Annotated in this window: 29 protein-coding genes and 2 tRNA genes; 9 read left to right on the plus strand and 22 right to left on the minus strand. The window is 58.4% G+C overall.

Annotated features, from left to right (window positions below; translation table 11 throughout):
- Positions 1-25: 25 nt before the first annotated feature.
- A complete protein-coding gene (locus K3557_RS06580; RefSeq protein WP_259998561.1) occupies positions 26-1,546 on the minus strand; it encodes an aromatic amino acid ammonia-lyase in 1,521 nt (506 codons plus the stop codon).
- A gap of 1 nt (position 1,547) precedes the next feature.
- Positions 1,548-2,555 carry an ornithine cyclodeaminase family protein gene (locus tag K3557_RS06585; RefSeq protein ID WP_259998563.1) on the minus strand — a complete coding sequence of 336 codons (1,008 nt, stop codon included), beginning with the start codon at positions 2,553-2,555 and terminating at the stop codon, positions 1,548-1,550.
- Positions 2,556-2,596: 41 nt separating this feature from the next.
- Between K3557_RS06585 and K3557_RS06590 the strand changes: the two genes are divergently transcribed.
- The 6 genes from K3557_RS06590 to K3557_RS06615 all read left to right on the plus strand — a co-directional run bounded on the left by K3557_RS06590 (position 2,597) and on the right by K3557_RS06615 (position 8,704).
- On the plus strand, positions 2,597-3,595 hold the full coding sequence (locus tag K3557_RS06590; RefSeq protein WP_259998565.1) for a LysR substrate-binding domain-containing protein: 999 nt from the start codon (positions 2,597-2,599) through the stop codon (positions 3,593-3,595).
- A 195-nt stretch (positions 3,596-3,790) separates the two neighbouring features.
- Positions 3,791-3,865 (plus strand) — tRNA-Asn (locus tag K3557_RS06595).
- Positions 3,866-4,048: 183 nt separating this feature from the next.
- Positions 4,049-4,450, plus strand: a complete 402-nt coding sequence (locus tag K3557_RS06600; protein ID WP_259998567.1) for a hypothetical protein — start codon at positions 4,049-4,051, stop codon at positions 4,448-4,450.
- The gene (gene tnpB, locus K3557_RS06605; protein ID WP_259998569.1) at positions 4,447-4,809 is read left to right on the plus strand and encodes an IS66 family insertion sequence element accessory protein TnpB; all 363 of its coding nucleotides are present in this window, start codon (positions 4,447-4,449) and stop codon (positions 4,807-4,809) included. Before K3557_RS06600 ends, tnpB begins: the two co-directional genes overlap by 4 nt.
- 345 nt (positions 4,810-5,154) lie before the next feature.
- Positions 5,155-6,864: an IS66 family transposase gene (gene tnpC, locus K3557_RS06610; RefSeq protein WP_259998571.1), complete on the plus strand. Its 1,710-nt coding sequence runs from the start codon at positions 5,155-5,157 to the stop codon at positions 6,862-6,864.
- A 211-nt stretch (positions 6,865-7,075) separates the two neighbouring features.
- The gene (locus K3557_RS06615; protein ID WP_259998573.1) at positions 7,076-8,704 is read left to right on the plus strand and encodes a P-loop ATPase, Sll1717 family; all 1,629 of its coding nucleotides are present in this window, start codon (positions 7,076-7,078) and stop codon (positions 8,702-8,704) included.
- A 543-nt stretch (positions 8,705-9,247) separates the two neighbouring features.
- On the opposite strand, the gene K3557_RS06625 is transcribed toward K3557_RS06615, so the two are convergent.
- Both K3557_RS06625 and K3557_RS06630 read right to left on the minus strand, forming a co-directional pair.
- A tRNA-Asn gene (locus K3557_RS06625) sits at positions 9,248-9,322 on the minus strand.
- 69 nt (positions 9,323-9,391) lie between these two features.
- The gene (locus K3557_RS06630) at positions 9,392-10,315 is read right to left on the minus strand and encodes an MBL fold metallo-hydrolase (RefSeq protein WP_259998575.1); all 924 of its coding nucleotides are present in this window, start codon (positions 10,313-10,315) and stop codon (positions 9,392-9,394) included.
- Positions 10,316-10,398: 83 nt separating this feature from the next.
- Here K3557_RS06630 and K3557_RS06635 point away from each other — a divergent pair, with 83 nt between their 5' ends.
- From K3557_RS06635 to K3557_RS06645, 3 genes are all read left to right on the plus strand, one after another.
- Positions 10,399-11,718 carry an ATP-binding protein gene (locus tag K3557_RS06635; protein WP_259991666.1) on the plus strand — a complete coding sequence of 440 codons (1,320 nt, stop codon included), beginning with the start codon at positions 10,399-10,401 and terminating at the stop codon, positions 11,716-11,718.
- 181 nt (positions 11,719-11,899) lie between these two features.
- A complete protein-coding gene (locus K3557_RS06640) occupies positions 11,900-12,163 on the plus strand; it encodes a hypothetical protein (protein WP_259998577.1) in 264 nt (87 codons plus the stop codon).
- Positions 12,154-13,104, plus strand: a complete 951-nt coding sequence (locus K3557_RS06645) for a hypothetical protein (protein ID WP_259998579.1) — start codon at positions 12,154-12,156, stop codon at positions 13,102-13,104. Before K3557_RS06640 ends, K3557_RS06645 begins: the two co-directional genes overlap by 10 nt.
- A gap of 99 nt (positions 13,105-13,203) precedes the next feature.
- Here K3557_RS06645 and K3557_RS06650 read toward each other — a convergent pair whose 3' ends face one another.
- From K3557_RS06650 to K3557_RS06735, 18 genes are all read right to left on the minus strand, one after another.
- Positions 13,204-14,388, minus strand: a complete 1,185-nt coding sequence (locus tag K3557_RS06650) for a hypothetical protein (protein ID WP_259998581.1) — start codon at positions 14,386-14,388, stop codon at positions 13,204-13,206.
- Positions 14,389-14,718: 330 nt separating this feature from the next.
- Complete coding sequence (locus K3557_RS06655; RefSeq protein WP_259998583.1) at positions 14,719-15,606, minus strand: tyrosine-type recombinase/integrase; 888 nt, start codon at positions 15,604-15,606, stop codon at positions 14,719-14,721.
- A 194-nt stretch (positions 15,607-15,800) separates the two neighbouring features.
- Positions 15,801-15,998: a hypothetical protein gene (locus K3557_RS06660; RefSeq protein WP_259998585.1), complete on the minus strand. Its 198-nt coding sequence runs from the start codon at positions 15,996-15,998 to the stop codon at positions 15,801-15,803.
- A 3-nt stretch (positions 15,999-16,001) separates the two neighbouring features.
- Positions 16,002-16,166 (minus strand): hypothetical protein, encoded by a 165-nt coding sequence (locus tag K3557_RS06665; RefSeq protein WP_259998587.1) that lies wholly within the window; start codon positions 16,164-16,166, stop codon positions 16,002-16,004.
- Between the two features lie 230 nt (positions 16,167-16,396).
- A complete protein-coding gene (locus tag K3557_RS06670) occupies positions 16,397-16,930 on the minus strand; it encodes a hypothetical protein (RefSeq protein ID WP_259998589.1) in 534 nt (177 codons plus the stop codon).
- Positions 16,930-17,259: a hypothetical protein gene (locus tag K3557_RS06675; RefSeq protein WP_259998591.1), complete on the minus strand. Its 330-nt coding sequence runs from the start codon at positions 17,257-17,259 to the stop codon at positions 16,930-16,932. Before K3557_RS06675 ends, K3557_RS06670 begins: the two co-directional genes overlap by 1 nt.
- Complete coding sequence (locus tag K3557_RS06680) at positions 17,256-17,486, minus strand: hypothetical protein (RefSeq protein WP_259998593.1); 231 nt, start codon at positions 17,484-17,486, stop codon at positions 17,256-17,258. The genes K3557_RS06675 and K3557_RS06680 overlap by 4 nt, the downstream gene beginning before the upstream one ends.
- Positions 17,483-17,770, minus strand: a complete 288-nt coding sequence (locus K3557_RS06685) for a hypothetical protein (RefSeq protein WP_259998595.1) — start codon at positions 17,768-17,770, stop codon at positions 17,483-17,485. Before K3557_RS06685 ends, K3557_RS06680 begins: the two co-directional genes overlap by 4 nt.
- Positions 17,767-18,339, minus strand: a complete 573-nt coding sequence (locus K3557_RS06690) for a hypothetical protein (RefSeq protein ID WP_259998596.1) — start codon at positions 18,337-18,339, stop codon at positions 17,767-17,769. Before K3557_RS06690 ends, K3557_RS06685 begins: the two co-directional genes overlap by 4 nt.
- A gap of 57 nt (positions 18,340-18,396) precedes the next feature.
- Positions 18,397-18,786, minus strand: a complete 390-nt coding sequence (locus tag K3557_RS06695; protein ID WP_259998598.1) for a nuclease domain-containing protein — start codon at positions 18,784-18,786, stop codon at positions 18,397-18,399.
- Positions 18,783-19,127: a hypothetical protein gene (locus tag K3557_RS06700; protein ID WP_259998600.1), complete on the minus strand. Its 345-nt coding sequence runs from the start codon at positions 19,125-19,127 to the stop codon at positions 18,783-18,785. Before K3557_RS06700 ends, K3557_RS06695 begins: the two co-directional genes overlap by 4 nt.
- Before the next feature lie 9 nt (positions 19,128-19,136).
- A complete protein-coding gene (locus K3557_RS06705) occupies positions 19,137-19,457 on the minus strand; it encodes a hypothetical protein (RefSeq protein WP_259998602.1) in 321 nt (106 codons plus the stop codon).
- Positions 19,458-19,465: 8 nt separating this feature from the next.
- On the minus strand, positions 19,466-19,756 hold the full coding sequence (locus tag K3557_RS06710; protein WP_259998604.1) for a hypothetical protein: 291 nt from the start codon (positions 19,754-19,756) through the stop codon (positions 19,466-19,468).
- Positions 19,753-20,775: a recombinase RecT gene (locus K3557_RS06715; protein WP_259998606.1), complete on the minus strand. Its 1,023-nt coding sequence runs from the start codon at positions 20,773-20,775 to the stop codon at positions 19,753-19,755. Before K3557_RS06715 ends, K3557_RS06710 begins: the two co-directional genes overlap by 4 nt.
- Positions 20,772-21,740: a PD-(D/E)XK nuclease-like domain-containing protein gene (locus K3557_RS06720; protein ID WP_259998608.1), complete on the minus strand. Its 969-nt coding sequence runs from the start codon at positions 21,738-21,740 to the stop codon at positions 20,772-20,774. Before K3557_RS06720 ends, K3557_RS06715 begins: the two co-directional genes overlap by 4 nt.
- Complete coding sequence (locus K3557_RS06725; protein WP_259998610.1) at positions 21,740-21,934, minus strand: hypothetical protein; 195 nt, start codon at positions 21,932-21,934, stop codon at positions 21,740-21,742. The genes K3557_RS06720 and K3557_RS06725 overlap by 1 nt, the downstream gene beginning before the upstream one ends.
- On the minus strand, positions 21,931-22,542 hold the full coding sequence (locus tag K3557_RS06730; protein ID WP_259998612.1) for a hypothetical protein: 612 nt from the start codon (positions 22,540-22,542) through the stop codon (positions 21,931-21,933). Before K3557_RS06730 ends, K3557_RS06725 begins: the two co-directional genes overlap by 4 nt.
- A complete protein-coding gene (locus tag K3557_RS06735) occupies positions 22,542-22,796 on the minus strand; it encodes a hypothetical protein (protein WP_259998614.1) in 255 nt (84 codons plus the stop codon). Before K3557_RS06735 ends, K3557_RS06730 begins: the two co-directional genes overlap by 1 nt.
- Between the last annotated feature and the right edge of the window lie 4 nt (positions 22,797-22,800).

Genomic DNA, 22,800 nt, shown 5'->3' on the forward strand with positions numbered 1-22,800 from the left:
AATCAGGCCGCCGCATCTGAAGTGTTCATCCGCTTGCGTCAGGGGGGCAGAAAGCGATGCGTTTTTCTTTCAGGGTGGCTGACAGGTGCTCGATATCTTTGGCAAGCGGCCGGTCCTCGCGCAGCGCGGGCGAGATCTTTCGGACCTGATTGTTCATACCAGCGAGAAACCCGCCGCAATTGCCGCTGCCTTTGCGAAGCTCTATCGCTTGGCAGGCAATCAGCAATTCAATCGACGTCAGGTGAAAGACATTGTCAGCGATCCTGTCCAGCGCGCTGACGGCGGCTGGGGAACCTGTCAGGCAATCCTCCACTCCATTTGCATTCACGCTGGGCCAAACCGGCACCGATTGGGCGGCATGCGCGATGTCGGCCACCAGGGATTCGGCTACCTTCATGACCGAGGCGAACCCGTTGGATGCGCTGTCCGACATTGCCAGAAAACTGGGCAAACCGCTGAATTCGGGGTTCAGAAGTTTGGCGGCGCGGGCAAGCTGTGCCATTGCCAACGGGACAAATGACCGGCTTAGGGTTTCGGTGGCACTGGTAATCTCGGATGTGAAATAGGCGCCGCAAGACACCATTTTCTCGTGTTCGGCCAGGGCAACCGGATTGTCGCTGGCGCTGCTGATCTCGATTTGCACGCAGCCCATGGCCCGGTCCAGAGCAGTTTTGGCCGTGCCATGGATCTGCGCAACATTGCGGAACGACAGCGGATCCTGCAGGCGCCGGGCCTGGCCGGATTCCAACAGCGCACTGCCAGCCAGCCGGTTGCGCAGGCCCGCTGCTGCCTTTAGATGGCCGGGGTGGGGCTTGATGGACAAAATGGTTTCGTCCAAAGGGCCGGTATTCGCCCGGAACCCTTCCATCGACATCGCGGCAGAAGTCTGCACCGCTTCAAAGGCGGTTGCGGCTTTGGACACGGTCAGCGCGGCCCTGGCGGCAGTTGCACAGGAGTGGTTGGCCAGCGCCAGCCCGTCGCGCGGCGCTAGCTTTAAGGGCGTAATCCCATGTGCCTGCATCAATTCGGCGCTGGGGCAGATGCTGCCGTCGCTGCCATACATCTCGCCTTCGCCGATCAGTGCAAGCCCGGTTGCGGCATTCAGCACCAGATCCGCCGCACCGATTGACCCCACAGAACCAGTCACCGGGACAAGACCCGCATTCAAGCAGGTGGCGATATGCCGGGCGACCTCGGGCCGGGCTGCACTGTACCCGCCAAGCATCGTGTTCAGCCGGACGATCAACCCTGCCCGCACCACTTCGGGCGCAGCTAATGTCCCGATGGCATGGGCACGCCCCCGCAGCGTCTGCAGTGAAAAATCGGCGAGTGCGTCTGCGCCTAGTACCTCGGTCGCCCGCGCGCCCAATCCGGTTGTCACACCGTAAACCGGGATTTTTCCTGCGATGGCCCGCGCGACCAGCGCATGTGTCCGGCTCATTCTGGCAAGCCCTTCCGGAGCGAGGTCCAGCTGCCAGTTCCCATGCGCGGCCCTGTCAAGATCCTCAACCGTCAGCGACGCGCCATCCAGTCTTAGCGTTTTCATGTCAGGCATCCCGGTACAGCAGGTTTTGAACGATCCCCAGCTCTCTGGCGCGCTCCAATATCTTTGCCCCAAGGGCGATATCGCTTGTGGACATGCCGCGGTGCCAGAACAGAATGGTTTCGCTGTCCGCTTCGCGTCCCGGCTTCACTCCTGCGGCGATTTCGCCGATCTCGGCATAAAACGTCTCTTCGCTGACCAGCCCTGCATCGATATGCGGTCTCAGCGCCCCCAGATGCCCGGCGCGCATCTGCCCCAGATCATCCATGACAAGCTTGTCAAAACCCTCGATAAAATCCAGCGGCAGGGTGCTCATGGTTCCGTAAGGCACCACAAAGGCACCCGGCTTGACCCAGGCCCGGTTAAACATCGGGGCAGGGGTGCTGAGCCGCGTTGCCTCGACCAGAATATCAGCGCCCTCCAGGCAGCTTTGCCAGCTTGTGGTCACGGTCACGTCTTTCCCCAGATCCTGGCGCAGCCGTTCGGCAAAGGCCTCCCTGCTTTCGGGGCGCCGCGAATGGATGCGGATTTCCTCGAAATCGAACAGATGATCCAGCAGCCGCACATTCCAGTAGGAAGTGCCGCGCGCCCCGACATGGCCCAGGATCTTCGGGGTCTTCGGCCCCAGCCATTTGGCGCCCAGGGCCGTCAGCGCACCGGTGCGCATATCGGTAATGCCCGCGGCGTCGATCACGGCGCGCGGTGCCCCGGTTCTGGGGCAAAACAGGTTCAAAAGCGCCAGCTCGGACGGCAGGCCCTGTTTGTAATTGTCGACGTAATCCCCCACGATCTTGACGCCTGCATAGTCCAGCGGCGCCACATATCCGCGCAGCACATTGAAGTGCCCGTTGAACGCCGGATCCGGCGTCAGATGCATCCGCGGCTCAATGACGGTTTTGTTCCGGCCGGCTGCAACCAAAGTCTGCTCAACCGCATCCAGTATGTCGTCATTGCTAAGCGCCACCCGGTCCACTTCCGGCTGTCCCAGGTATTCGATCTCCATGCGCGCCATGTCCGTCACTCCCGTTTTTGGGGCATGATGGCGTTTGTGCGATGTCTTTACAGACCGAAAAATGTGAGGCTGGCCTAAGTTTTTCTGATTCAGAAAGGGCCGCTTCCATGCTCCTTCCTCCATTGAATGCACTCAAAGCATTCGAGGCTGCGGTGCGTTTGGGCGGGTTCACGCCAGCGGCGTCCGAACTCGGCGTGTCGCCTGCCGCAGTCAGCATGCAGGTCAAGAATGCCGAGGCGTTTCTTGGGAAAACGCTGTTTCACCGGTTGAATAACCGTCTGCTGCTGACCGATGCCGGGCGGACCTATTACCCGGCAATTTCCGAAGCATTGACGGCCATATCGACGGCCACGGAGAATCTCATTGAAACTGAGGCCCGCTCTGGCCTTGCGGTCAGCACAATCCAGTCTTTGGCAGAAAACTGGGTCGCCCCCGCCATTTCACGCTTTCGGGAGGCGTTCCCCGGCACCGGGATCGAGCTGCGGATCGAAGCTGACCCGGTCGACCTGCTGAATACGCGTACCGATCTTAGGGTAACCTATGAGAGCAATCTTTATCCGCAGCACACCCAGCTGCCATTGTTCAAAGATGTGGCCCATCCGTTTTGCACGCAAGCGTTTTACGACAGTCATGTAGCAGGATCCGGGATTGCCGCAGTGCCGGACGCTTTGCTGATACATACTGATTGGGGAGAGCAGTATGCGTCGCATCCGACCTGGGCAAACTGGTTCCGGGCCGCTGGCCTGGCCAGAAATCCGAACATGCGCAAAGGCCTGCGTGTCGGCGGCGCTGCGGTAGCCCTGGAACTGGCCAGGCAGGGGGCAGGCATTGCATTGGTGCCAAAGATGCTGGCGGAGGCCAAGCATCCAGCCAGTCTTGGCGTCGTGGTTGGTGAACCTGGCCTGCCGCTTCCGTACGCCTATTTTGCCATCGTGCCGCAGTCTGCTGCTCAGCAAACCGGTGCGGCTGAGAAGAACCCGCCGCTGCAGGCGTTTCTGGAGGAATTGATTCCGAAGGACGCACCTGAAGAAACGCACTAGCCGTACCGCAGGCATCAGTCTTGCGCGTGCAAATCGGGGGCCTGTCCGGCGGCTGGTTGGAGGTTGGCAGGCCTTGGAGGACTTGCGGTTCTTCCCGGCAAAAACGGCCCCTCAAGCGGGGGCGAAAAAAGTTGTTCAAAACCGCAAATTACCTCTGGACGTCTATTGGAGTTATTTCTATACCGCATCTCGTATTCCGGCGTAGCTCAGCGGTAGAGCAGTTGACTGTTAATCAATTGGTCGTAGGTTCGATCCCTACCGCCGGAGCCATAAAAAGCCCTTAAGTCTTTGACTTGAGGGCTTTTTTGGTTCTGGCTCGCAAAGCCATACTACCGTGATCTTCTCTTTATTGCCGCATTGAACGTAAGCGTTGCATCTAGCCCCCTCTTTGACCTCTAAACCTACCAAGGCTCCAAATGGTATCAGACCCCCGGTACATGGCAGGAGGTCAGAATGGCGGAGTACGAGGTCTGGGGTTTCACAATTCGCAAGTCAGCTTCTGGAAAGAACATCTGGCCCAACGAATTGAAATGGGAAGCCACGCGCCGCATCCGGGAAGAAGGTCAGTCAGCCGGTGATGTAGCTGCAGAGATCGGCGCGCATGAATGCCTCGTCCGCAAGTGGTCGGTTGCAGATCGGCGTAGTCGAGGTGAAAAATTCCAAGTAGAAGGCCCGGCATTTGCTGCTTTGAACATTGAGGACGAGACACCGGCAGTCGAACCGGCTGCACCGACCCGCAGCACCCAAACAGGATTTGGACGCATTCTCTGTGGGAGTGTCGCTATCGAGTTTCCTCTTGGGATTTCCCAAAGTGATCTTGCGAAACTCGTTCAGGTCGCGGGGCAACTCCAATGATTGCGCCGTCGAACACCTACAAGATTTACCTCGCCACAACCCCGGTCGATTTCCGAAAGGGGATGGACGGGCTAGCCAACTACGTCCTCAGCAATTTCGACCTCGACCCACTTTCAGGGGCATTCTTTGTTTTCAGGTCGAAAGGTCGGGACAAAATCAAGATACTAATGTGGGATGGGACGGGTCTCGTTTTGGTCTACAAGCGCATCGAAGGGGCGGGCTTCGTTTGGCCTAAGCTGAGTGAGGGCACCATCTCCATGACAAAGGCCCAGTTCGAAGCGCGCTTTGAAGGTCTGGACTGGCGGCGTGTTGAGTCCGCGAACTACCATCACCCAAGGCTGGCAAAAGCGGGTGCTTGAGACGTTTCCGTCGGCACCTTCGTGCATTTATCTTTTGCAAAATCGCCCGAATCACTTGAGGCGCGAGGGTCGCTAAGGTTGTGCGATTTCGTTGGTTCCTAAAATCTCCATCAACAACCAATTATTCTTAAAGAAAAAATCCGGTAATCCTGCGTCACAAATTTCTCGGCTCTGTAATTTTCTGGAAGTAAGATTCAATCTTGAGTTGTGAAATTAGTGAATTCACTTGCTAATCGAAATTCGAGTCTCCATCCAACCTCCCGCCCGAGTTCCCACGAGCTTGAGTGAGCGATTTCGCTCTTTTGATTTTGCTGGAGGGCGCAGCCTTTTGCTGCGCTTCACGACATGGATGAAACAATTGAACGCCTGTTGGCAGACATAGCTGCGTTGGTGGGGCCTGAAGGCTCCCATCTCGCTGAACGTGTCGAAGTTCTATTGAAGGAAATGCAGTCAGAGACTGCCGCCCTCCGCGCCGAGTTGAATAAGGCAAAAGCAGCCAAACGTATCAAGGATGCGAAGATAAGGGAACTGGAAGGGCAAGTCGCCGATCTCAAGAAAATGGTGTTCGGCGCGAATTCAGACCGCAATCCAGACAAAGGACAACCCAAAATGGATCAAAACAATAATGGCCCTTCAACTCCGGAAGGCACACCAGAAGACCCCTCGCAGAACCACAGGAACAATAGTCACGGCGAAAGTACGCTCCCAAAGCCAGCGGCTCCTCGCAATCGCAACGGGCGCGGCAAACGCGAATTTTCGACACACCTCGAAAGGCGCGAAATCTACATGGGAACTCCGAACAGAAAGTGTCCCTGCGGATGCGGCGGAGGGATACGCGGATATGACATCAACGAGACTCTGGAGGTGATCCCGGCGCGCCACTTCGTGGCGGTGCGCCAGTATCCGAGATACCGGTGTCGTGTAAAAAATAAAGTGATTAGCACTCCGTTCATTCCACGTGTTTTTCCTCAGACGACAATGAGCAACGGCGTTCTAGCCAGCGCTGTGACTATGCGCTTTGGCTGGCAGTTGCCGTGGTATCGACAGGAGAACATTCACAAGGCAAATGGTGTTGATCTGAAACGCAGTACCTTGATGAAATGGTCAAATCGAGTAGCCACGCAAGCCCTTCTGCCCGTCTACGAATTGCTGAAGTCGGAACTGCAACAGAACAGTGCGCGTCTATTAATGGATGAAACGACTGTACCAATGCTCGCACCGGGCAAGGGCAAAACCAGCACGAGCTATCTATTTGCAATTCACCGCGATGACCGGTCCTTTGGCGGCAATCAGCCACCCATTGTCTTGTATTGCCCAAGCAGAACGAGGGCGATGTACAAAATCCACGAACTTCTCAACGGCGTCACTGCAATCGTTCAAACAGATGCCTACGCTGGTTACGGGCAATTGGGACGGGAAGGAACGGGTGTTGAAGGCATCATCTCTCCAAAGTGCTGGGCACACACGAGGCGGCACTTCACGGACGAGTACGAGTTCAACAAGACCGAAGACGCCAGAATTGTGATCCGGATGATCGCAGAACTTTATGCCGAGGAAGACAAGATAAGGGGCAAGCCTCCGACGGTTCGGGAAGCACACCGCCGGAAGTTCAGCGCCCCCATACTTGCTCGCCTAAAGGCATTCCTAGATGAATGTTCGGGCCGCCATCTGTCGAAAAACAGGATGGCGAAGGCAATCAACTATGCACAAAAGCACTGGCCAGAACTGGTGCTCTTCGTCGATGATGGGCGTATTGATCTCGATACCAACGCTGTCGAGCGCATGTTCAAGCCGTCGATCTTGCTTCGCAAGAACGCTCTGTTCATGGGCAGCGACGAAGGCGCGGAAGCGTGGGGGATTCTGTCCTCCATCGTCGAAACCTGCAAGCTCAACGGAGTCAATGTCGAACCATATCTGAATTGGGTGCTGGACCAGATCGCGGCGAAGTTGCCTCGCAGCGACTACGACAAACTACTGCCCTGGAATGTTCCCGCGCGTTTCAAAGTAGAGCGGAAATCAGTTTTGCTCAAAAGTACCGGGTCGATGGTGACCTAGTACGGTCGACATGACGAACGTTGAGTTTCATGCGAAAATCCTGCGAGAGAGGATTGAGGCGACCGTTGTGGCGGTCGCCTCGTTGGATCAAAAGGTTGATTTCAAATTCACTTTTTGGCTTTTTTCATGCCTCCCCATCTACTTATTGGGGTGGACCTAGCGCTCGAAATGCACAAGACTCCCGACGCATTCTATGACTTGGGAGATTAAGGTGAGTGCCGACAAAATTGTATTCAACGACAGCATCAACATCGGGCAAAACGGCGCTGAACATGACGACGAGTTTCTCTTCAAGTGTTTCGTAGATCACCCTGCATACAGCGAAGTCACAGACGTAAATTCACCGACAACATTTCTTCTGGGCAGCACTGGTGCGGGAAAGACTGCAATTCTGCGAATGATCAACAAGCAAGAAGAAAACGTGTCTGACCTTGCTGTTCATGACATGGCGATGAATCACATTGCGAACAGCGACACCATTCTGTTTCTCACCTCTCTGGGAGTTGACTTAAGCCTATTCTTCCAAGCGCTATGGAAACACGTTTTCTGTATTGAGTATATAAAACTTGCAACTCATGCCCGCGACAAAGACCAGTTTCAATACAAAGTGGCTAGGTTGATTGACACACTGACTCGCGGGCGAGCCAGAGATAAACTGGAGAGCTTTGTAGAAAATCATGCAGAGCAGTTTTGGAATACTATAGACGAAAATGTTATCGAGCTTACCGACTCATTGCAAAAGGAGTTTGATGCGAACTTCGGCGGTGAACTGAAGAAGTTTGTCGCAAAAGCCGGATACGTTCACAGCCTTGGGTCTCAACAGAAAATCCAACTTCAGCAACGTGCAAGAAAGTTTCTAAACCAAGCTACCTTAACAGAAATCCCATCCGTTATTTCTGCGCTTTCAGACTATACTCGCGGTAGGCAAGATAAGTACTTCATCACCGTGGACGGCTTGGACGAGCATTGGGTAGATGAGGACATCAAATTTCAACTTCTTCAAGCTTTGTTCGAAAGCTTGAAAAACCTGAAAAAGTTAAGAAATTTTCAAGTCGTAGTGTCTCTACGCAACGACCTATATGTTAGGATGGTACAAGAGACGCCATCCGGAAGGCGCCAAATTGAAAAGTATGATGATCTCATCATTCGATTGAGATGGTCCGAACCTCAACTGAAGGAACTCGCGGAAAAGCGCATAGGCGAGATGTGTCGCCGCCAGTATTCATCCGAAAACGTTGGCTTTTCCGACGTGTTCAAGCAGAATCCAACCACGAAATCGAACCCTTGGGACTATATCTACGAAAGAACCCTGCGGAGACCTCGGGATATAATTAACTTCATCAACTTGGCAATGCAGGCTGCTGATAACAAATCTGCAATAAGCAAAAACAATTTTCTCAAGGGCGAAGCTAACTACTCCAACCTGCGCCACGAAACACTCATTCACGAGTGGTCTGGTACATTTCCGGGAATCGCGATCCTGTTGGAGCAACTTAGGGGCTTACCAGCATACCGAAGTGCGAGTGAACTGGCACACTCCAAGTTCATAGACAATTTGTATGACGCGTTTGGTCAAGATTCAGATTTACACTCAGATGAAATTTGGCTCAGGTTGGTTAGCTATGTAAACGAGAGCATTCATCTCGAGCCAATCGAACTATGCCAAATGGTTTTGTATCGTTTGCATCTTATCGGGGCTGTCGGGCTGAAGCTTCGTGAAGACCGGCCTTGGGATTGGATTTTTGAAACCAACCGACCGGTTGCAGAGCGGCAAATAGATGGAACTACAAAATTTCGAGTTCATCCCATGTTGTACGCTGCTTTGAGCATCAGAAAATAAAATAAAGGAACGGATGCGACCTGATTGGAATTCATCTCTATATTGGCGCTACGCGCCAATATAGTGGTGGAGTATCGGTGCCGAAAGACAATAAATCGGGGGTCAGATGCAACGCTTACCATTGAACCTTGCGCATTGATTGCTTCCTGAGCGTATACCCGGCCCGCAGCATCAGGACGCCTGCCGTCTTCGTGAGATCCGGTCGGACAACGGCCGTGAGGTCCAGGCGGAATTCCACTGGCATGCCAAGGATCCCGGCAGCGGACATGCTTGCATCAGGCGTGGAACTGCGCATCTGGGCGGGAGCGATTTTAGAGCTTCCACAGACCGCATGGCGCGCACAAAGGAAAGTCGCCCTACGAAGTCCTCAGGGACCGGCTACGATAGTTCCACTGGTGTCCCGCCAGGGCGTCTAAATTGCACTGAGTGCCCGACTCTCGCAGGCGGTGCAAATAACGGGTGTTTCAAGGGGTGGTGCAACAGTCTAAGACCCTCAAGGTGAAGTGTCTTATCGTCCATTTCCAACACATTGCATATGTGTGTTGGCTCCGGCGGTAGGGATCGAACCTACGACCAATTGATTAACAGTCAACTGCTCTACCGCTGAGCTACGCCGGAACGGTCCGTGCCGTATAGCGCCCTCGGGATCAGGCGTCCAGAGGGCGTGAGAGACTTTTTTGAAAAAAATCAACCGCCGCGCTGTTCGAATACGGCGGTGGCGGAAAGGACGCCTTGCGGCGCGGCCAACTTGCGGCCGGTGAGGTCAACAAGGTGAGCGAAAACGTTGCGCTCAGCAGCCTTTAGTAAAGCCGGCGGGGTCTCGGTATAGATCAGCCGGGCTAAGGAGGCCGCGCTGGCCGGCGCAATTAGAAGCGCGTCCAGAATTGCGGCCTCGCGGGATTCGCGGTGGGCGGTCAGCCAATCGAGCCGTCCGGCAGGATCAAAGATCGGGGCGCCGTGGCCTGGGTGAAATACTCGCCAGTTGCGCTGGCGCAGGCGGCGGCAGGAGGCCATGAAATCCGTCAGGTCGCCATCCGGCGGCGACACCAGCGAACTGGCCCAGCCCATCACATGATCGGCGGTGAAACAGGCATCATTCCAAGCCAGTGCAATGTGATTGCCGAGGTGGCCGGGCGTGTGGATGACCTCCAGTTCCCAGCCGTCACCGCGGATCATTTCGCCGTCGCCGTCGCCGACTGTCATGTCAGGAGAGAACCCGGTGTCGATGCCTTCACCGCCGCCGGCCAGCCCGTCGGCGGCCAGCTGCCGCATGACCGCGCTGCGCCCGGCTGCGGGCCCGCCAAAGGCATAGACCGGCGCACCGGTTGCCTGGGCCAGCGCCCGGGACAGCGGCGAATGGTCCAGGTGGCTGTGGGTCACGATGATATGGGTAATCTTTTGGCCCGGCTGCACAGCGGCCAGGATCGCGGCAAGATGCGGTTCGGACTCCGGCCCCGGATCAATGACGGCCAGGCCGCCGGTGCCGATCACATAGGTATTGGTGCCGCGATATGTCATCGGCGAAGGATTCGGCGCCAGAATGCGGCGCAGGCCTGGCTCCAACTCCTCGGCCAGGCCTGCCTGCGGGTTGAATTCATCCGGTGCCTGCATGGTTTTGCTCCGCTGCTGTTTTCCTGGCCGGTGCGCGCCTGGATCGTCTTTCCTCTTTTCCAACCGCCCTATAGGCTTAGCCCATGTTCTTCAAATGGCTCAAACGATATATGCCGCGCAGTCTTTATGCCCGTGCGGCTTTGATCCTGGTGGTGCCCATTGTGGCGCTGCAGATTGTGGTGTCGGTCGTGTTCATCAAACGCGATCTGGAGGATGTGACCGTGCAGATGACGGCCACCATTCAGCGCGAGTTCGAGTTGCTGCGCCAGGTGGCGGACAGCGCCCCGGATCAGGAGGCCGCATTGGCGCAGATGGGGCCGCTGCTGCAGCCGCTGAAAATGCAGGCACGGTTTCTGCCGCCCGGTGCGCCGCTGCCGGAGGATCAGTTCAGCCTGATTGAGTTTTCCGGCCGGGTGGTGCGCGAAGAGCTGGAAAAGACGTTTCCGGGGTTTCTCGCGGCGCGGTTCCCGGCGGACCGCACGGTGCAGGTCTATTTCGGCTCGGCGCATGGGCTGATGGAACTCAGCTTTGACCGCCGCCGGGTAACTGCCGCAGCACCGCATCAGCTGATTGTCACCATGCTGCTGTTCGGCTTTCTGATGATGCTGATTTCATTCCTTTACATGCGCAATCAGCTGCGCCCGATCAAGCGGCTGGCCAATGCGGCAGAGGCTTTCGGGCGCGGCCGGGCGGTGCCGTATTCGCCGGCCGGCGCGCTGGAGGTGCGGGCGGCCGGCAGCGCCTTTCTGGATATGCGGGCCCGGCTTGAGCGGCAGATCGAGCAGCGCACGCTGATGCTGTCAGGCGTAAGCCATGATCTGCGCACGCCGCTGACGCGGATGAAGCTGGAACTGGCGATGCTGGACGAGGAGGACGCCGCACCGATGCTGCGCGACGTGGATGAAATGCAGGCGCTGCTGGATGCATTCCTGGATTTTTCCCGCGGGGCGGCTGTCAGCGAACCTGAACCGGTGGACCCGCAAGAGCTGGTCCGTACCATCATCAGCGATTGGCAGCGCCAGGAAAAACAGGTGACGCTGGGCGGAATGTCCGGCGCGGGCGAGGTGATGCTGCGCCGCCAGCCGATGCGGCGGGCGGTGGAGAACCTGATATCCAATGCTGTGCGCTATGGCTCGCAAGCGCGGGTTTCTGTGGCGATGACCGAGCGCTCCATGCGGATCCGGGTCGAAGATGACGGCCCCGGCATTCCAGCCAGCCAGCGCGGCGATGCCATCCGCCCGTTTACCCGGCTGGATCCGGCCCGTAATCAGGACCGCGGGTCTGGTGTTGGCCTCGGGCTGGCGATTGTGGCGGACATTGCACGTGCTCATGGCGGCACTTTGCGGCTGGGCGAAAGCACGGATCTGGGCGGGCTGAAGGCTGACATCGTAATCGCGCGCTGACCGCTAATCCGCACTGGCAGCTGCACTGGCCGCCGAACGGGGCGGGCGCCTGAATGCGATCAGGTGTTGCGTAGCGGCGGCCTGCAGCGCACGCCCGCTTTTCCCAATCTTCTTTCTTTGCAGCTATCAATCGGGCCCCGGGCAGCTTGTCCGGGAAAGAAACACTGTTGGGAGAGCTCTCATGCCTCAGATTGATCCGTTTTCCAACCACCGCCGCGGGCTGGAAAGCCCTGCCACTCATCACATGTTGATCACGCCGCAGGACGGCACCGACCTGCCGGTCCGGCCGCGGGTGCTGCGGGTGCTGGCCTCGGGGGATCTGGTGCTGCGCGATGAGGCGGGCACAATCATCACCTATGCGGTTATCGCCGGTGAAACCATCGGGTTTTCCGCAGCGGGTATTGAAGCGACGGGTACGACCGCATCCGTGGCTGGGTGGTACTGATGCTGGGGCTGGGGCATTCCGCCACCAGGCTGACCGGTCCGGCGGCTGCACCGCACCCGTTCACGCCCGCTGCCCTGTTTGATGCACCCGGCGCGCTTGGCGGCCATTGGGATCCGTCCAGCACCGGCGGGATGTTTCAGGACATCAAAGGCCGGGTACCGGTGGCCGGTCCCGGCGATCCGGTGGCGCTGATACTGGATGGCGCACAGGGTGTAATGGCCGCTGCGGGCGCCGGGCCGCTGGCGCAGCGCCTCAGCGGACAGGGGACGGAGCTGTTCGCGGCTCCGTTCTCAACCACCAGGAATTTCACGGACAACGGCGATGGCAGCTTTACCTGCACCGGTGATGGTTCCGGCACGTCCTATGCCTACAAGGATGGGGCCGGGATCACGGTGGGGGACTGGTATCTCGTGTCTTACGAAGTCTTTGGCTTTCTGTCGGGGGGCTTCCGCGCCCGGGTGGGGACCAGCGCGGATGATACAGGGATTGGCCCCTGGCAGGTCGCCAATGGCACGGTTGAGGTTCTGCTGCGTGGCGACGGTTCCGGTGGCAACTTCTGGATCGAGGGCACACCCGCGACCCAAGGATCGGTGCGCAATGTTTCAGTGCGCAATGTCCCCGGCCTCCATGCGCTGCAGGAGGGAGGGGACAGCTTCAGGCCGCTGCTGATGCAGGAGCCGGTCAGCGGTGCCTGGTATCTGTCAAACGACCTGGTTGACGATCGTTTGACGGTGCCGCTTCCGGATCTGGGAGCGCAGGCCACAGAATGGCGCGCAGATGAAACCGGTGTGGTGATCAGCGGCGGTCTGACCATCGCCGCGGGGCTGCGGGATTTGCCGGTCAGCCAGAAGCTTTACGCCTATGGTGTGGTCAACAGGGCGCTGACAGCAGTGGAAACCGCAGGCCTGACTGCCTGGCTTAATAGCAAACGCGGGGTGTGACCGTGGGCGAGGCTGGAGGGGCAATACCTTGCCAGGGCTGGTCCGGACAGGCTGCTTGCGGTCCGCTGTCTTCAGCGGCCCGCAAGCGTGCTGCCAGGTTCAGGCAAGTTCCTTGGACAGTGCGGTGAAACCCTGTTCTATTGCCGAGGCGGCCTTGATCAGGTTTTCCCCGCCCGATGCGATGCTGGTCACTGCGGTTGTAAGGCCCAGGCTGCCGATCCAGATTGCCCATTTGGTCCAGACCGGATCCTTGTGGCGCAGGGCATCAACGGCCTTTTGTGCATTGTCGCGGAATTTTTCGGCCGGTTTGATGCTGACGTGATACGCCTCGATATCCTTGATCAGCTTGGCCGTGGCCTTGCGGGCCGCTTCCATGGCGGCAAACAGCCCGTCGAGCTTTTTGCTTTTATAGTTGCGGTCCTTGGCCATTTTACCCAGCTTCTTCTCGATCTCCTTGTCGAGCTTGCCCTGCTTATCCAGCAGCTTGTTCAGCTCCTTGCCGAGGCCCGCAATCTCCAGATCGATGTTCTTGAGTTTGGCCTTGTAGGTCTCCAGATGCTTATCCACCCGGTTGAAGCCCGCGGTTTCGATCATCAGGAAGTCGGCCAGGAATTCCTTGCCGATCTCCTTGGCCTTCACCTTGGCCTTGGACTGTTTCTCATAAGCGCTCACCAGCTGTTTCAGTGCCTTTTCCAGCTCGCCATGGATTTTGACGATGTCGGACGTCACCTTTTGCACAGCGCGCGCCACCGAGACGATGCTTTGCGCAATGCCGTAAATGCTGGCGGCAATCGACACGCCGCCGGTCACCGCACCCGCTGCCAATGACGCCGTGCTGCCGATGGCGCAGGCGCTGCCAAGCACAATCGCGCTGACCACCTTGATCCGGTATTTCTTGCGGTCTTTGTTGGCCTGCTTCCACTTGTCGAAATGTTTTGTCGCGACCTGCTCAATCGACTTTTCGTATTTGGCAAAGATCTTTTTGATGTCTGCGTCCAGCTCTTTGCATTCCTTATCTGTCAGCGGCAGCACCGAACCCAGATCATTGGCCTGGCTGACGCGCAGGCTGCATTCGGCCAGAAGCTTTTTATACTCCTTGGTGGCGTCATCATAAAGCTTGGCGACAAAACGGGCGTCGGTATCCAGTTCGGCGGCCACTTTCTTGTCGACTTCCACGGTGGCGGCAAAATTCATATTGCCGAGCTGAACAAACTTCGGCTTCACCGCCTTGGTCACCTCGTTCTTGACGTCTGCCTTGATGATTGTGAGTTTTTCGGTTGCCATTGTGCTCTTTCGTGCCTCTACAGGTCTAGTGGCCGGATGGATGCCCTAAAACAGCTTGGAAACACAACGAAACGAATAAAACCGGCCTGCTCATTGGCCACTTTAGCCATCTGGCGGTTAGAAAAAAGCAAAAGCTTCCTGCCAGACCGGGGATTGGAATGGCATCGGCCGTTTCCGGACGTAAATCGGTGGATCGGGAAGGGTCGAAACAGCGCAGCCGAACCGGAGGCAGGGCGGGGAGGGTGGTAGGCCCGGCAGGAATATCAAAAGGTGCGTTCGAGCCATATTTTGCTAGGTCGGGTGTACCGCAAATTCGGGGTGCGGTACACCTCACCAGTCCAGAGTGGCCAGAGCTTGCATCCCTCCGGTGGCCAAAATCCGGCGTTCGGCACCCTTCGTATAGACCTCAGATGTCTTTGCCTGGGTGTGGGACATGATGGCCATGATCTGGTGCTGGGAACATCCTTCCTCAGCCAAAAGCTCGCCCATTGCCTTCCTGATGCCGTGAGATGATCTTTCGGTGATCCCGGCTTCCTTCAGCCATCTCTGCACCCGCACCCGCAGGCCTTCGGTGGATTTATAGGGCCTGCCGCTGCTATTCAGGATGTATGACGGCCCAACCACTTTGCCTGCCCTGGTGGCTTCATAAAGTGGCGGGAGCATAGGAATGGAGACCGGCGCCGAACCCTTTTTGCGCGGCTGATACTCAAGGTAGATCTGCCCATTGTAGATCTTCTCCTGATCCCGCCCGAGCCAGACAGCATCCCCGATCCGGCAGGTGGTGAAGGCTTGGAGGGTCAGCCAAAGATGAGCAGTGCCCCCTTTGGGATGGCATTCCTTGAACTTTTTCAAGTCGTCTGCCGTCCAGGGGGTGGCGCCTTTGGAATTCAGATTGATCTTGCCGATGCCGGCGCAAGGGTTCGTGGAGGTGGTGCCGTGCTCAATGGCCCACTGATACATCGCGCGTATCGACTTGATCATGTTGTCGGCCGCGCCGGGCCGGTCTGCCCAGTCATCCCTGATTGCTACAAAGGCGCTTGGAGGAGCATCCAGATCGCATTCACCGTATCGAGTACCTTCCGGGTCGGAAAAATCGCAAACCCGTTTCAACATCGAACGGCGCTGCTTCAGGGTGTCGCCAGAGAGGTTGCCGGCCTTCACCATCTTTTCCAGATAGGTCAGATACCGGTCTTTCAGCCAGTCTAGAGAGCGTTCCACGGAACGGGTCTCGGTTGGCGCCCACAGTTCTCCCGATCTGGCAGCATAGTAATGGTTCGGAAAGTCCGGGTGATCGTGCCCAACCGGAACAGTGATTTTGCGCCCCTTCTGACCTTCGACGCGGACACGATACCGCGGAGATCCGTTGCGATTGCGCTCAATCACATACCCCGGAAAGTGGACCTTCAAATCACTCACCCCTTATTCCACTTCTTGGGGGCTAAGGGTGGCACGACTTTAGGATGTTCGTCCAATGATTCCGGCACCTGGACCTCTATGCGTACTGTCCCGTCGAGGTTGTTCACGATCACCGCACCAATAGGGATGCCGGTGTCCTGGGCGGCCTTGATGGCGCGCTGAATGGCAGCCTCTGTAACGCGTGGCGCGGCCATGGCTTAGGCGTCCTTCTTGAACTTCGGCATTGTCGGCAAGGTGACCGGCTTCTTGCGGTAGCGGCCACTGTATGTCTGCGCCTGGCGGATCTTCTGCTTGATCGTGGGCGCACTCTGGCGGGGGCGGTTCAGGTGGGTCGGCGGCGCGGGCTTGTCCGGGCAGCCCATCTATTTCGCCTCCTGTAGTGCGGCGCGGGCAAGGATGCTTCGAGCATTGTCAATACGGCGCCCCCTGTTGCGCGCCTCAGCGCAAACTTCGAGATGCCTGTCGGTGATTTCAAAGCCGTTTTGGCCGCTAAAAATGGGCGTGTCTCTTGGGGCGGGGCCAAGGCCTAAATTGTCATTGAAACAACGACCGGACTCTTTCCACCAACATCCGTGACAAGGGAAATTTGCACTCATGCGTCACCTCCTGCGATGGCGCGGATGGCGTCAATCATGCAAGACACTGCACAGCGCATATCGTTGCCATACGTGGCCTCAAGATAGTTCAGTGCCGTATCGTCATCTGGGCAAACGTAATCTACCCGCGCCGCCTGTTCCGGCGTCACCTGCGGGGAGGGCTGGGGAGAGAGGGCGGCGGCAATCGAGCGAGCTTCATTTTGCGCCAAACTATTGCCGCCAGGGAACCACTTTGGAACATCAAGGCGAAGATAACGCATTCCACGCTCGTAGATTATTTGCGCAGCTTCCTCTAAATCCAGCGGCTTCACCGTCACGGCGGGGACGGGGCGGGAAAAGATGCAGTCCCGAAGCGCGAATTCCCGTTCCGCCCCTTTGTCGTGATCGAAGGCGCGCATCAGCCAGCCGGCTTTCGGGTGCCACTCAGCCGTGCCCCAGCGGAATGAAAGCGGGGTTGCCCAACGCTCGGAGGTTTCACCCTTCCAGTTGGTGTAGATGAACTTCACGGAACGGGCCGTCATGTCAGTCATCAGCCTTCCTCCTGCTGGGGCTGGAGGGCGCGACGGTGGCGAAGGTGGGCAGCGGCACTGTCAGCGGTGAGAATGTCTCCCCGCTCGCATACTGCGATAGCCTCCTCCAGCGCTGCCTTGCGCCCGTCACGTTCCCCGGCATTGCGCGCCGCTGCCCCAAGTGTTTCTGAGGCGATCAGTGTTGCTTCAAGCTTTGCCTCCAGCGCATCCCGCTCCGCCGCCAGCGCCCGCATCAACGCGGCATCCTGTGAATTCCGGTCATGGGCGACGTAATCAAGGTGCTGACAGCGGGCCTCTACGGCCGCAGTGCTGGTGTCGGGGTGGGTCACTTGCTGCGCTCCTTCAGCATAGCATCGGCAAAGAGGTAGGCGTCGTTCGCGAGTTCGCTTGCGGGGAAATCTGTGGCCAGAGTCGATAGGCCCGCCATAGCCTGTCCAGCGAACCAGTCGCGCAGCGTCATGCCAGGATCCGCAATTGAGGTTTCACCGCCTGGGCCTTGCTCAGTGAACGGGAATGCGCCGCCGCCTGCGCGCTCATATCGGCTGTCGTCGCTCATACTGCCTCCATGGTGTCGGTGTTGGTGTGTGCCGGGGTGGGGGCGGAAAGTGCCCGTTCCATCCTGGCCATTCCAGATCTGGCCAGCTTCCCGGACATGGGTTCAAACCCCTCACGCTTCTGGATGGTGGCGAAATACGTGCGTGCAACACTGATTGCGTTCTCCAACTGCGCGCGCGTTGGCGTGGTAGGAGCCGGCGGCGCGGTGCGCTTGCGGCGGGGCGCAAAGGCGAGGGCGATCACGCTGCCCGCGCCAATGGCAATGCCTGCGAGGAATTCGATCATGTTTCCTTCCCCTCAACTTCGGCCGGGAAGTATCTGAATGCTCGCCCCTTTGGGCCGATCTCCCGGCGCACCAGAGCTAGCTTGAAGAGCGTTTCAAGAGAGGTTTCTACCTGCCCCTTGGTCAGCCCCGTTGCCTTGACAACTTCGCTCCTGGTAACGCCGGGCTGATCCGCAACGATCTTGCCAACCAGTTCGGTCCGCTCCTTCAGGCGCTCATCCCGGCATCGGCTTTCGGTCTTCTTGGGGTTCTTCTTGTAGAGGCGCTTGCCACGGGGGCCCTTGGCGATCATGACGCCTTGACGAACCAGCTCAGAAATCTTGCTGCCTACCACGGATCTTTCAGCGCCCACACGCCGGGCAATCGTAAAAGAGGACAGCCACTTGCCATCGGCGACTTCAATGGTCTTGTCCCGGATCTGCCGGTGCTCTTCAGGGCTGTATCCTTGAGGTGAAGAATTCGGTTCCTGCCGTGGTGCCGGCATCTTCTGCGCCATTAGCATCCGAGCGCGGAACCGGTCTTCCATGCTCAGCTTCGTTTCACCATAGTTTGCGACGGGGCGAGGTTTCACGCACGGGGCAAGGCGTGTTGCGGGGATTGTGGCAAGCTGGTTCATGCGTGCTTCCGATCAGATGAAGGTGGCGCCTGGGATTTCGATGACTCCCTTGCTGATCAGCAAGGAATGCGTCTCGGTCAGCCCGTGCAGCATCCGTGTGGTCATCGCGGCCCCGAACTTCTCTTCGAGGTAGCGGAGGGCTTCCCGATCCACGCCGTCGATGATGGCGTGGCAGTTGGAGCACCCGAATGCGACGGCCATATCCGTGACCTTTGTTGAGACGCCCTTGCCCCAAATGGGGAGGTGACAGCCCACCGATGTCTCCCGGCTGGTGCAGCTGCGGCCCGGGATGAAGGATGCGATGCGAAGCGTGCAGGGGGAGCCTTTGGCGGCCTCCATGATCGCGCCAGAGCGGACTTTTGGAAGCATGTGCGGGGAATGGATGCGGGCAAACTCGTTCATGCCTTCGGCTCCCCGCCCAGGCCGCAGTACCCGCGCTCGGGGCCTTCCGGCAATCCGTGGTCCTTGGGGGCCTTATGGATATTGGCCACGGCCTCCTGGTGAAAGCCGTTCACTTTGCGAGCAGACAGTGGGTTGTCGAATTTGTGCGCGGCATGCAGCCGGTTCATTTCCGTGTTTGCGGCCTGCACAAAGCGCGGGTCTTTGGCCGGGATCGGCGTCCAGCGCCATACCGCGCAGCCGGCGCCGCGGCAGCTGGCCATCAGAGCGTCGTCTCCAAAGGTGCGTGACAGAGGGCAAGCCAATGTGGCTTGGGCTTCTTTAGGGGTGATAAAACCAGTCATGGGGGAACCTCAGTGCTTTTTCGGCGAAGCCGGGTTTTGTGCGTCCTTGGAGGCATGAACGGCGAAAAGGGCGCGGTCGATATGATGGTGAAGAAGGTCACGCATGGCATTGGCCAGCGGCTCACCGGCGAGGGCGTGGCTGTCCAGGATCAGCTCCGAGCACAGCACGCCGATGGTGTTTGCCGTGTTTTCAAAGCAGGTTTCCACGCCCTGCTTCTTGTGGCGCTTGATGATCAGCTCTTTGGCTTCTGCGGCAACCTTTTGGTTGCGGCGCATCCGCGCCTGAACCTCTGGGTCGGACGGGTCCTGCTCTGTCACTTGGTCGTTCATGATGGGCCTCACGAATATGCGTCGAGAATGTCGGACGCGCTCTCGGACAAGAGGCGGGTGACAGTGGGAAGGGTCCTCTGCACATCGCGCAGCAGCTCGAAGTGGGCATTCTTCGCCCGGTCCAGACGGTCCCGGAGGTCCTGCACCTCCTCCTCCAGCTCCCGGTTGCTGGACAGCAGCTGCTCGTTGGAGCGGGCCAGGTCGCCGTGCGCTTTTTCCAGAACGTCCCGGTTGGCCTTCAGGTGTTCGATTTCGTGCTGCAGATCGGATGTCGGGGCTGGCATTGTGTCGAGGCTCATGCTTCCGCACCTTCTTCGCGCTGAGCGCACTTCCAGCCCGCAATCCATGGCGCCCGGTGCTCAAGGTCGTCCTCGGCATAGGGGCAGTCAGCAGCCGCTTTGCCTTGCTGGAAGGCGGTGAAGCCCACATCAAACTCAAAGGGGCCGGATTGCTCCTGCTCCTGACCTTCGGGCGCCTGCGTCTCTTCGCTGGCCTCCGGATCGCTCTCATCGTCATCCGGCAGGATCTCGCCCTCGATCGGCGCGGCCTGCTCGTCGGCTTCGGCCTCCAGATCCATCGCGTCCTCGGGTTCTTCCTTCTGCTGGCGCGCGCGTTGAGCCATTGCCGCAAAGCCGCCCGGCTTGGCCTCGGCAGGCGTCACGTCACGAGGCACGCGGGGCACCTCCTCGATCTCTTCACGGGTGTAGACGCCCAGAAGAAGTTCCGGGAAGTGACGCCGCGCCCAAGACCGGGCCGCAAAATAGCCAAGCTGCTGATCCGGGTCCCCTTTCCAGAGAGGGGAATTCTTGGTCGGAATGCTCTTCAGCTCGGGAGTGGTGTAGGTGATTTCCTCGCCGATCTCCCGGTCGATGCCCACAACGGTGCAGCGCCGGGTTGGGCCTTCGCCATCGTAGCTGTATTTCAGGCGACCCTTGATAGGTGCTGACTGGTTCACCATTGCGTTGACCAACTGGCCCTCGAAGGAAATAGGCGCATCGGCATTCTTGCTGGCTTTGTAGGTCTTCCAGCTGACCATGAACGGATTGAAGCCATAGGGCTGGCAGATCATGATCAGGGCCGCGCAGTCACCTGGGCTCTCCCGATAGAAATCGCGGATCATGCTGCCGGAGGTGGCCATCATGTTGGCCATGTCCATCAGTTCCTTGCCATTCCGGGGCTGCATAAGCGCGCCGCCCTGGGCGTTGGTGGCAAACTGGGTCTCCCCCAGCTCTTGCCGGCGCCTCTCGCGAAGGACCAGCTGTTGCTCACGCTGCGCGCGCAACTGATCTTCGGTAAGTGGTTGTTCGGTTGTGCTCATGGCGCGGTGGCCTCCTTGTTCATTTCCTCAAGAATTCTCTCCCGTTCTTCATCGGACCAACGGAAGATGCCGGGGTGTTCGCCGGGCTCCTGCCAGTGGCCGTTGTCCAGGCATTCCCGGAACCGGCGCAGCTGCTGGTGATTGTGGAAGCGGGCCATAGCGGTTTCCTCCTCCCCGACCTCGACGGGGATGACGAAGTGCGGCCGCCGGTCAGACTGGAAGACAAGGCCGACTGCCTGCGGCTGGTAGCCGGTCAGATGTTCGAAGGCCTCATGGGCAAAGGCCATCTGCATGTCGTAGCGGTGTTTCTTGATGAGCCGGTTGCAGATGCCCTTGTCGAAGGGCTGCCCCTGCGTGCTGACTTTCTTGTAATCGCCAACAAAGCCGTCGAAGGCGACCTGATCAGGACGGGACAGGCACCAGATCTGCGTTGCTTCATCAAACCATGCCATCGTTACTTCAGGGATGCCGCCCAGCAGAGCCTGCGCCGCCGGATCCAGTTTAAGAGCCCGGCCCATGTCCCGGATCAGGTCCATCTGGCTTTCGGTGATCTTGTCGCGCGGGTCGGCGTCCGCTTCCTTCCAGAAGGACAGGGACTGCATGGCCGACTTGCTGCCGCGACCTTCCTTGATGGCAACCATCTGCTGGCGGGTCAGGCGCTGCGGGCGGTTGTCAGGCAGCACATAGAAATGCTGCTCCACCTCCGCCTCGCCGCCTTCGACATAGGCCGCCATCGCCCGACCCATGCGCAGCGCGTCAGTCTCCTCGCGCTCCCAGCGGTTCGGGTTCAGGTCGTGGAAGGCCCAGACATCGCCAGGATACTCCAGCTTCATGCGGCGCAGCACGCCGCTGGTGACGCTGACGCCTTCGCAGCACTGGCTGTGGTGGACATCCAGCGGGATGTTGTAGAACCCCGGGGAAGAGATTTTCTCGCCGGGGGCGAGGGTGCGGATCTCTGGTGTCATCAGATCAGGCCCCGCTCTTGCGCCATCCAGTCGGGCAGGCTGACGGTGCCGACAGCGCCGGGTTCCCCGTCCAGTTCGATCTGGGACAGCGGCAGCCAAATGGCGTCGGCGTCCTCCGCGCCCTTCACCAGAGCGGCCTTGTCGGTCAGGCGCACGATGATCAGGTCGAGATCAATGATGTTACTGTGGGTCATTGGGCGCTCCCGTTGACGAAACGCAGGAGATCGTCACGCTCCCGCTTGATGGATCGGAGGTTGCGAAGGATGTGCTGCTTGGCGCGATCAAATCGGCGCTCTGCATTGAAGGCTTTGATGCGAAGCCCCGGTGCTTGAATCACGGCTTCGTAAGCGTAATAGGGGTAGACATCGCCCGTGTAGGCATCACGCAGGGCTTTCAGCGCCTCGGGGTCACCCATACATCCGAAATAGACGTAGCATTTCAGCAGTTTCTCTTTCGTGTTGTATGTGATGCTCGACATTCCAGGCAGGTGCGCGGACCAGTACTGGCCTTTGGCTAGCGTCGAGGAACCGTCCTTCATTGGCAGGGGGAGCTCGCGTCCGGCGAAAGCCTTAAACCGACCTCTTGGTGCTTCGTATTGCAGGAAATCTACAAACGGTCCGTCGCGGGCAATCAGGTCCTTGCCCTGAAATTCGTATATGAACTTGGGTTCGCGGTTCAGAACAAAGGCTTCGCCTCTATTGAACTTGACCACGGCCTCGATCTTGAAAGGGGGCAGGGGCTCCGGTTTCGGCTCAATGCCAGCGATCCAGTCTTCAATCCATTCTCCTGTAAGCGGTGTCATCACACATACCCCACGGCGCCGGCCGCAATGAACGGGAACTCCGCCAGCAGCGTCTCCTCATTCCAGATGCAGACGCGGCGCATATTGCAGTGCAGGCCGGGTTCATCCGTCTGGACGGTGATGCGGGTGATCTCGATGTAATCGCGTTCAGCGGTGCAGTATTTGCCGACGACATTGAAATACCGGGCCGGTTCGTTGTCTGGCAGGTCGGGAATGGTTTCCGCCCATTTCGCTTCCAGAATATCGTTTGCCATTCAT

The sequence above is a fragment of the Leisingera sp. M523 genome (genome assembly GCF_025141335.1).
Taxonomy (GTDB): domain Bacteria; phylum Pseudomonadota; class Alphaproteobacteria; order Rhodobacterales; family Rhodobacteraceae; genus Leisingera.

Bases quoted from the DNA above. Each gene is read 5' to 3' on its own strand.
- K3557_RS06640 (WP_259998577.1), top strand. From the start codon at position 11,900: ATGCCTCAGATTGATCCGTTTTCCAACCACCGCCGCGGGCTGGAAAGC.
- K3557_RS06700 (WP_259998600.1), bottom strand. From the start codon at position 19,127: ATGACTGGTTTTATCACCCCTAAAGAAGCCCAAGCCACATTGGCTTGC.
- K3557_RS06590 (WP_259998565.1), top strand. From the start codon at position 2,597: ATGTCTTTACAGACCGAAAAATGTGAGGCTGGCCTAAGTTTTTCTGAT.
- K3557_RS06670 (WP_259998589.1), bottom strand. From the start codon at position 16,930: ATGACTGACATGACGGCCCGTTCCGTGAAGTTCATCTACACCAACTGG.
- K3557_RS06600 (WP_259998567.1), top strand. From the start codon at position 4,049: ATGGCGGAGTACGAGGTCTGGGGTTTCACAATTCGCAAGTCAGCTTCT.
- K3557_RS06585 (WP_259998563.1), bottom strand. From the start codon at position 2,555: ATGGCGCGCATGGAGATCGAATACCTGGGACAGCCGGAAGTGGACCGG.
- K3557_RS06705 (WP_259998602.1), bottom strand. From the start codon at position 19,457: ATGAACGACCAAGTGACAGAGCAGGACCCGTCCGACCCAGAGGTTCAG.
- K3557_RS06580 (WP_259998561.1), bottom strand. From the start codon at position 1,546: ATGAAAACGCTAAGACTGGATGGCGCGTCGCTGACGGTTGAGGATCTT.
- K3557_RS06635 (WP_259991666.1), top strand. From the start codon at position 10,399: ATGTTCTTCAAATGGCTCAAACGATATATGCCGCGCAGTCTTTATGCC.
- K3557_RS06730 (WP_259998612.1), bottom strand. From the start codon at position 22,542: ATGACACCGCTTACAGGAGAATGGATTGAAGACTGGATCGCTGGCATT.
- K3557_RS06680 (WP_259998593.1), bottom strand. From the start codon at position 17,486: ATGAGCGACGACAGCCGATATGAGCGCGCAGGCGGCGGCGCATTCCCG.
- K3557_RS06735 (WP_259998614.1), bottom strand. From the start codon at position 22,796: ATGGCAAACGATATTCTGGAAGCGAAATGGGCGGAAACCATTCCCGAC.
- K3557_RS06685 (WP_259998595.1), bottom strand. From the start codon at position 17,770: ATGATCGAATTCCTCGCAGGCATTGCCATTGGCGCGGGCAGCGTGATC.
- K3557_RS06715 (WP_259998606.1), bottom strand. From the start codon at position 20,775: ATGAGCACAACCGAACAACCACTTACCGAAGATCAGTTGCGCGCGCAG.
- K3557_RS06695 (WP_259998598.1), bottom strand. From the start codon at position 18,786: ATGAACGAGTTTGCCCGCATCCATTCCCCGCACATGCTTCCAAAAGTC.
- K3557_RS06725 (WP_259998610.1), bottom strand. From the start codon at position 21,934: ATGACCCACAGTAACATCATTGATCTCGACCTGATCATCGTGCGCCTG.
- tnpC (WP_259998571.1), top strand. From the start codon at position 5,155: ATGGATGAAACAATTGAACGCCTGTTGGCAGACATAGCTGCGTTGGTG.
- K3557_RS06630 (WP_259998575.1), bottom strand. From the start codon at position 10,315: ATGCAGGCACCGGATGAATTCAACCCGCAGGCAGGCCTGGCCGAGGAG.
- K3557_RS06665 (WP_259998587.1), bottom strand. From the start codon at position 16,166: ATGGGCTGCCCGGACAAGCCCGCGCCGCCGACCCACCTGAACCGCCCC.
- K3557_RS06710 (WP_259998604.1), bottom strand. From the start codon at position 19,756: ATGAGCCTCGACACAATGCCAGCCCCGACATCCGATCTGCAGCACGAA.
- tnpB (WP_259998569.1), top strand. From the start codon at position 4,447: ATGATTGCGCCGTCGAACACCTACAAGATTTACCTCGCCACAACCCCG.
- K3557_RS06650 (WP_259998581.1), bottom strand. From the start codon at position 14,388: ATGGCAACCGAAAAACTCACAATCATCAAGGCAGACGTCAAGAACGAG.
- K3557_RS06720 (WP_259998608.1), bottom strand. From the start codon at position 21,740: ATGACACCAGAGATCCGCACCCTCGCCCCCGGCGAGAAAATCTCTTCC.
- K3557_RS06660 (WP_259998585.1), bottom strand. From the start codon at position 15,998: ATGGCCGCGCCACGCGTTACAGAGGCTGCCATTCAGCGCGCCATCAAG.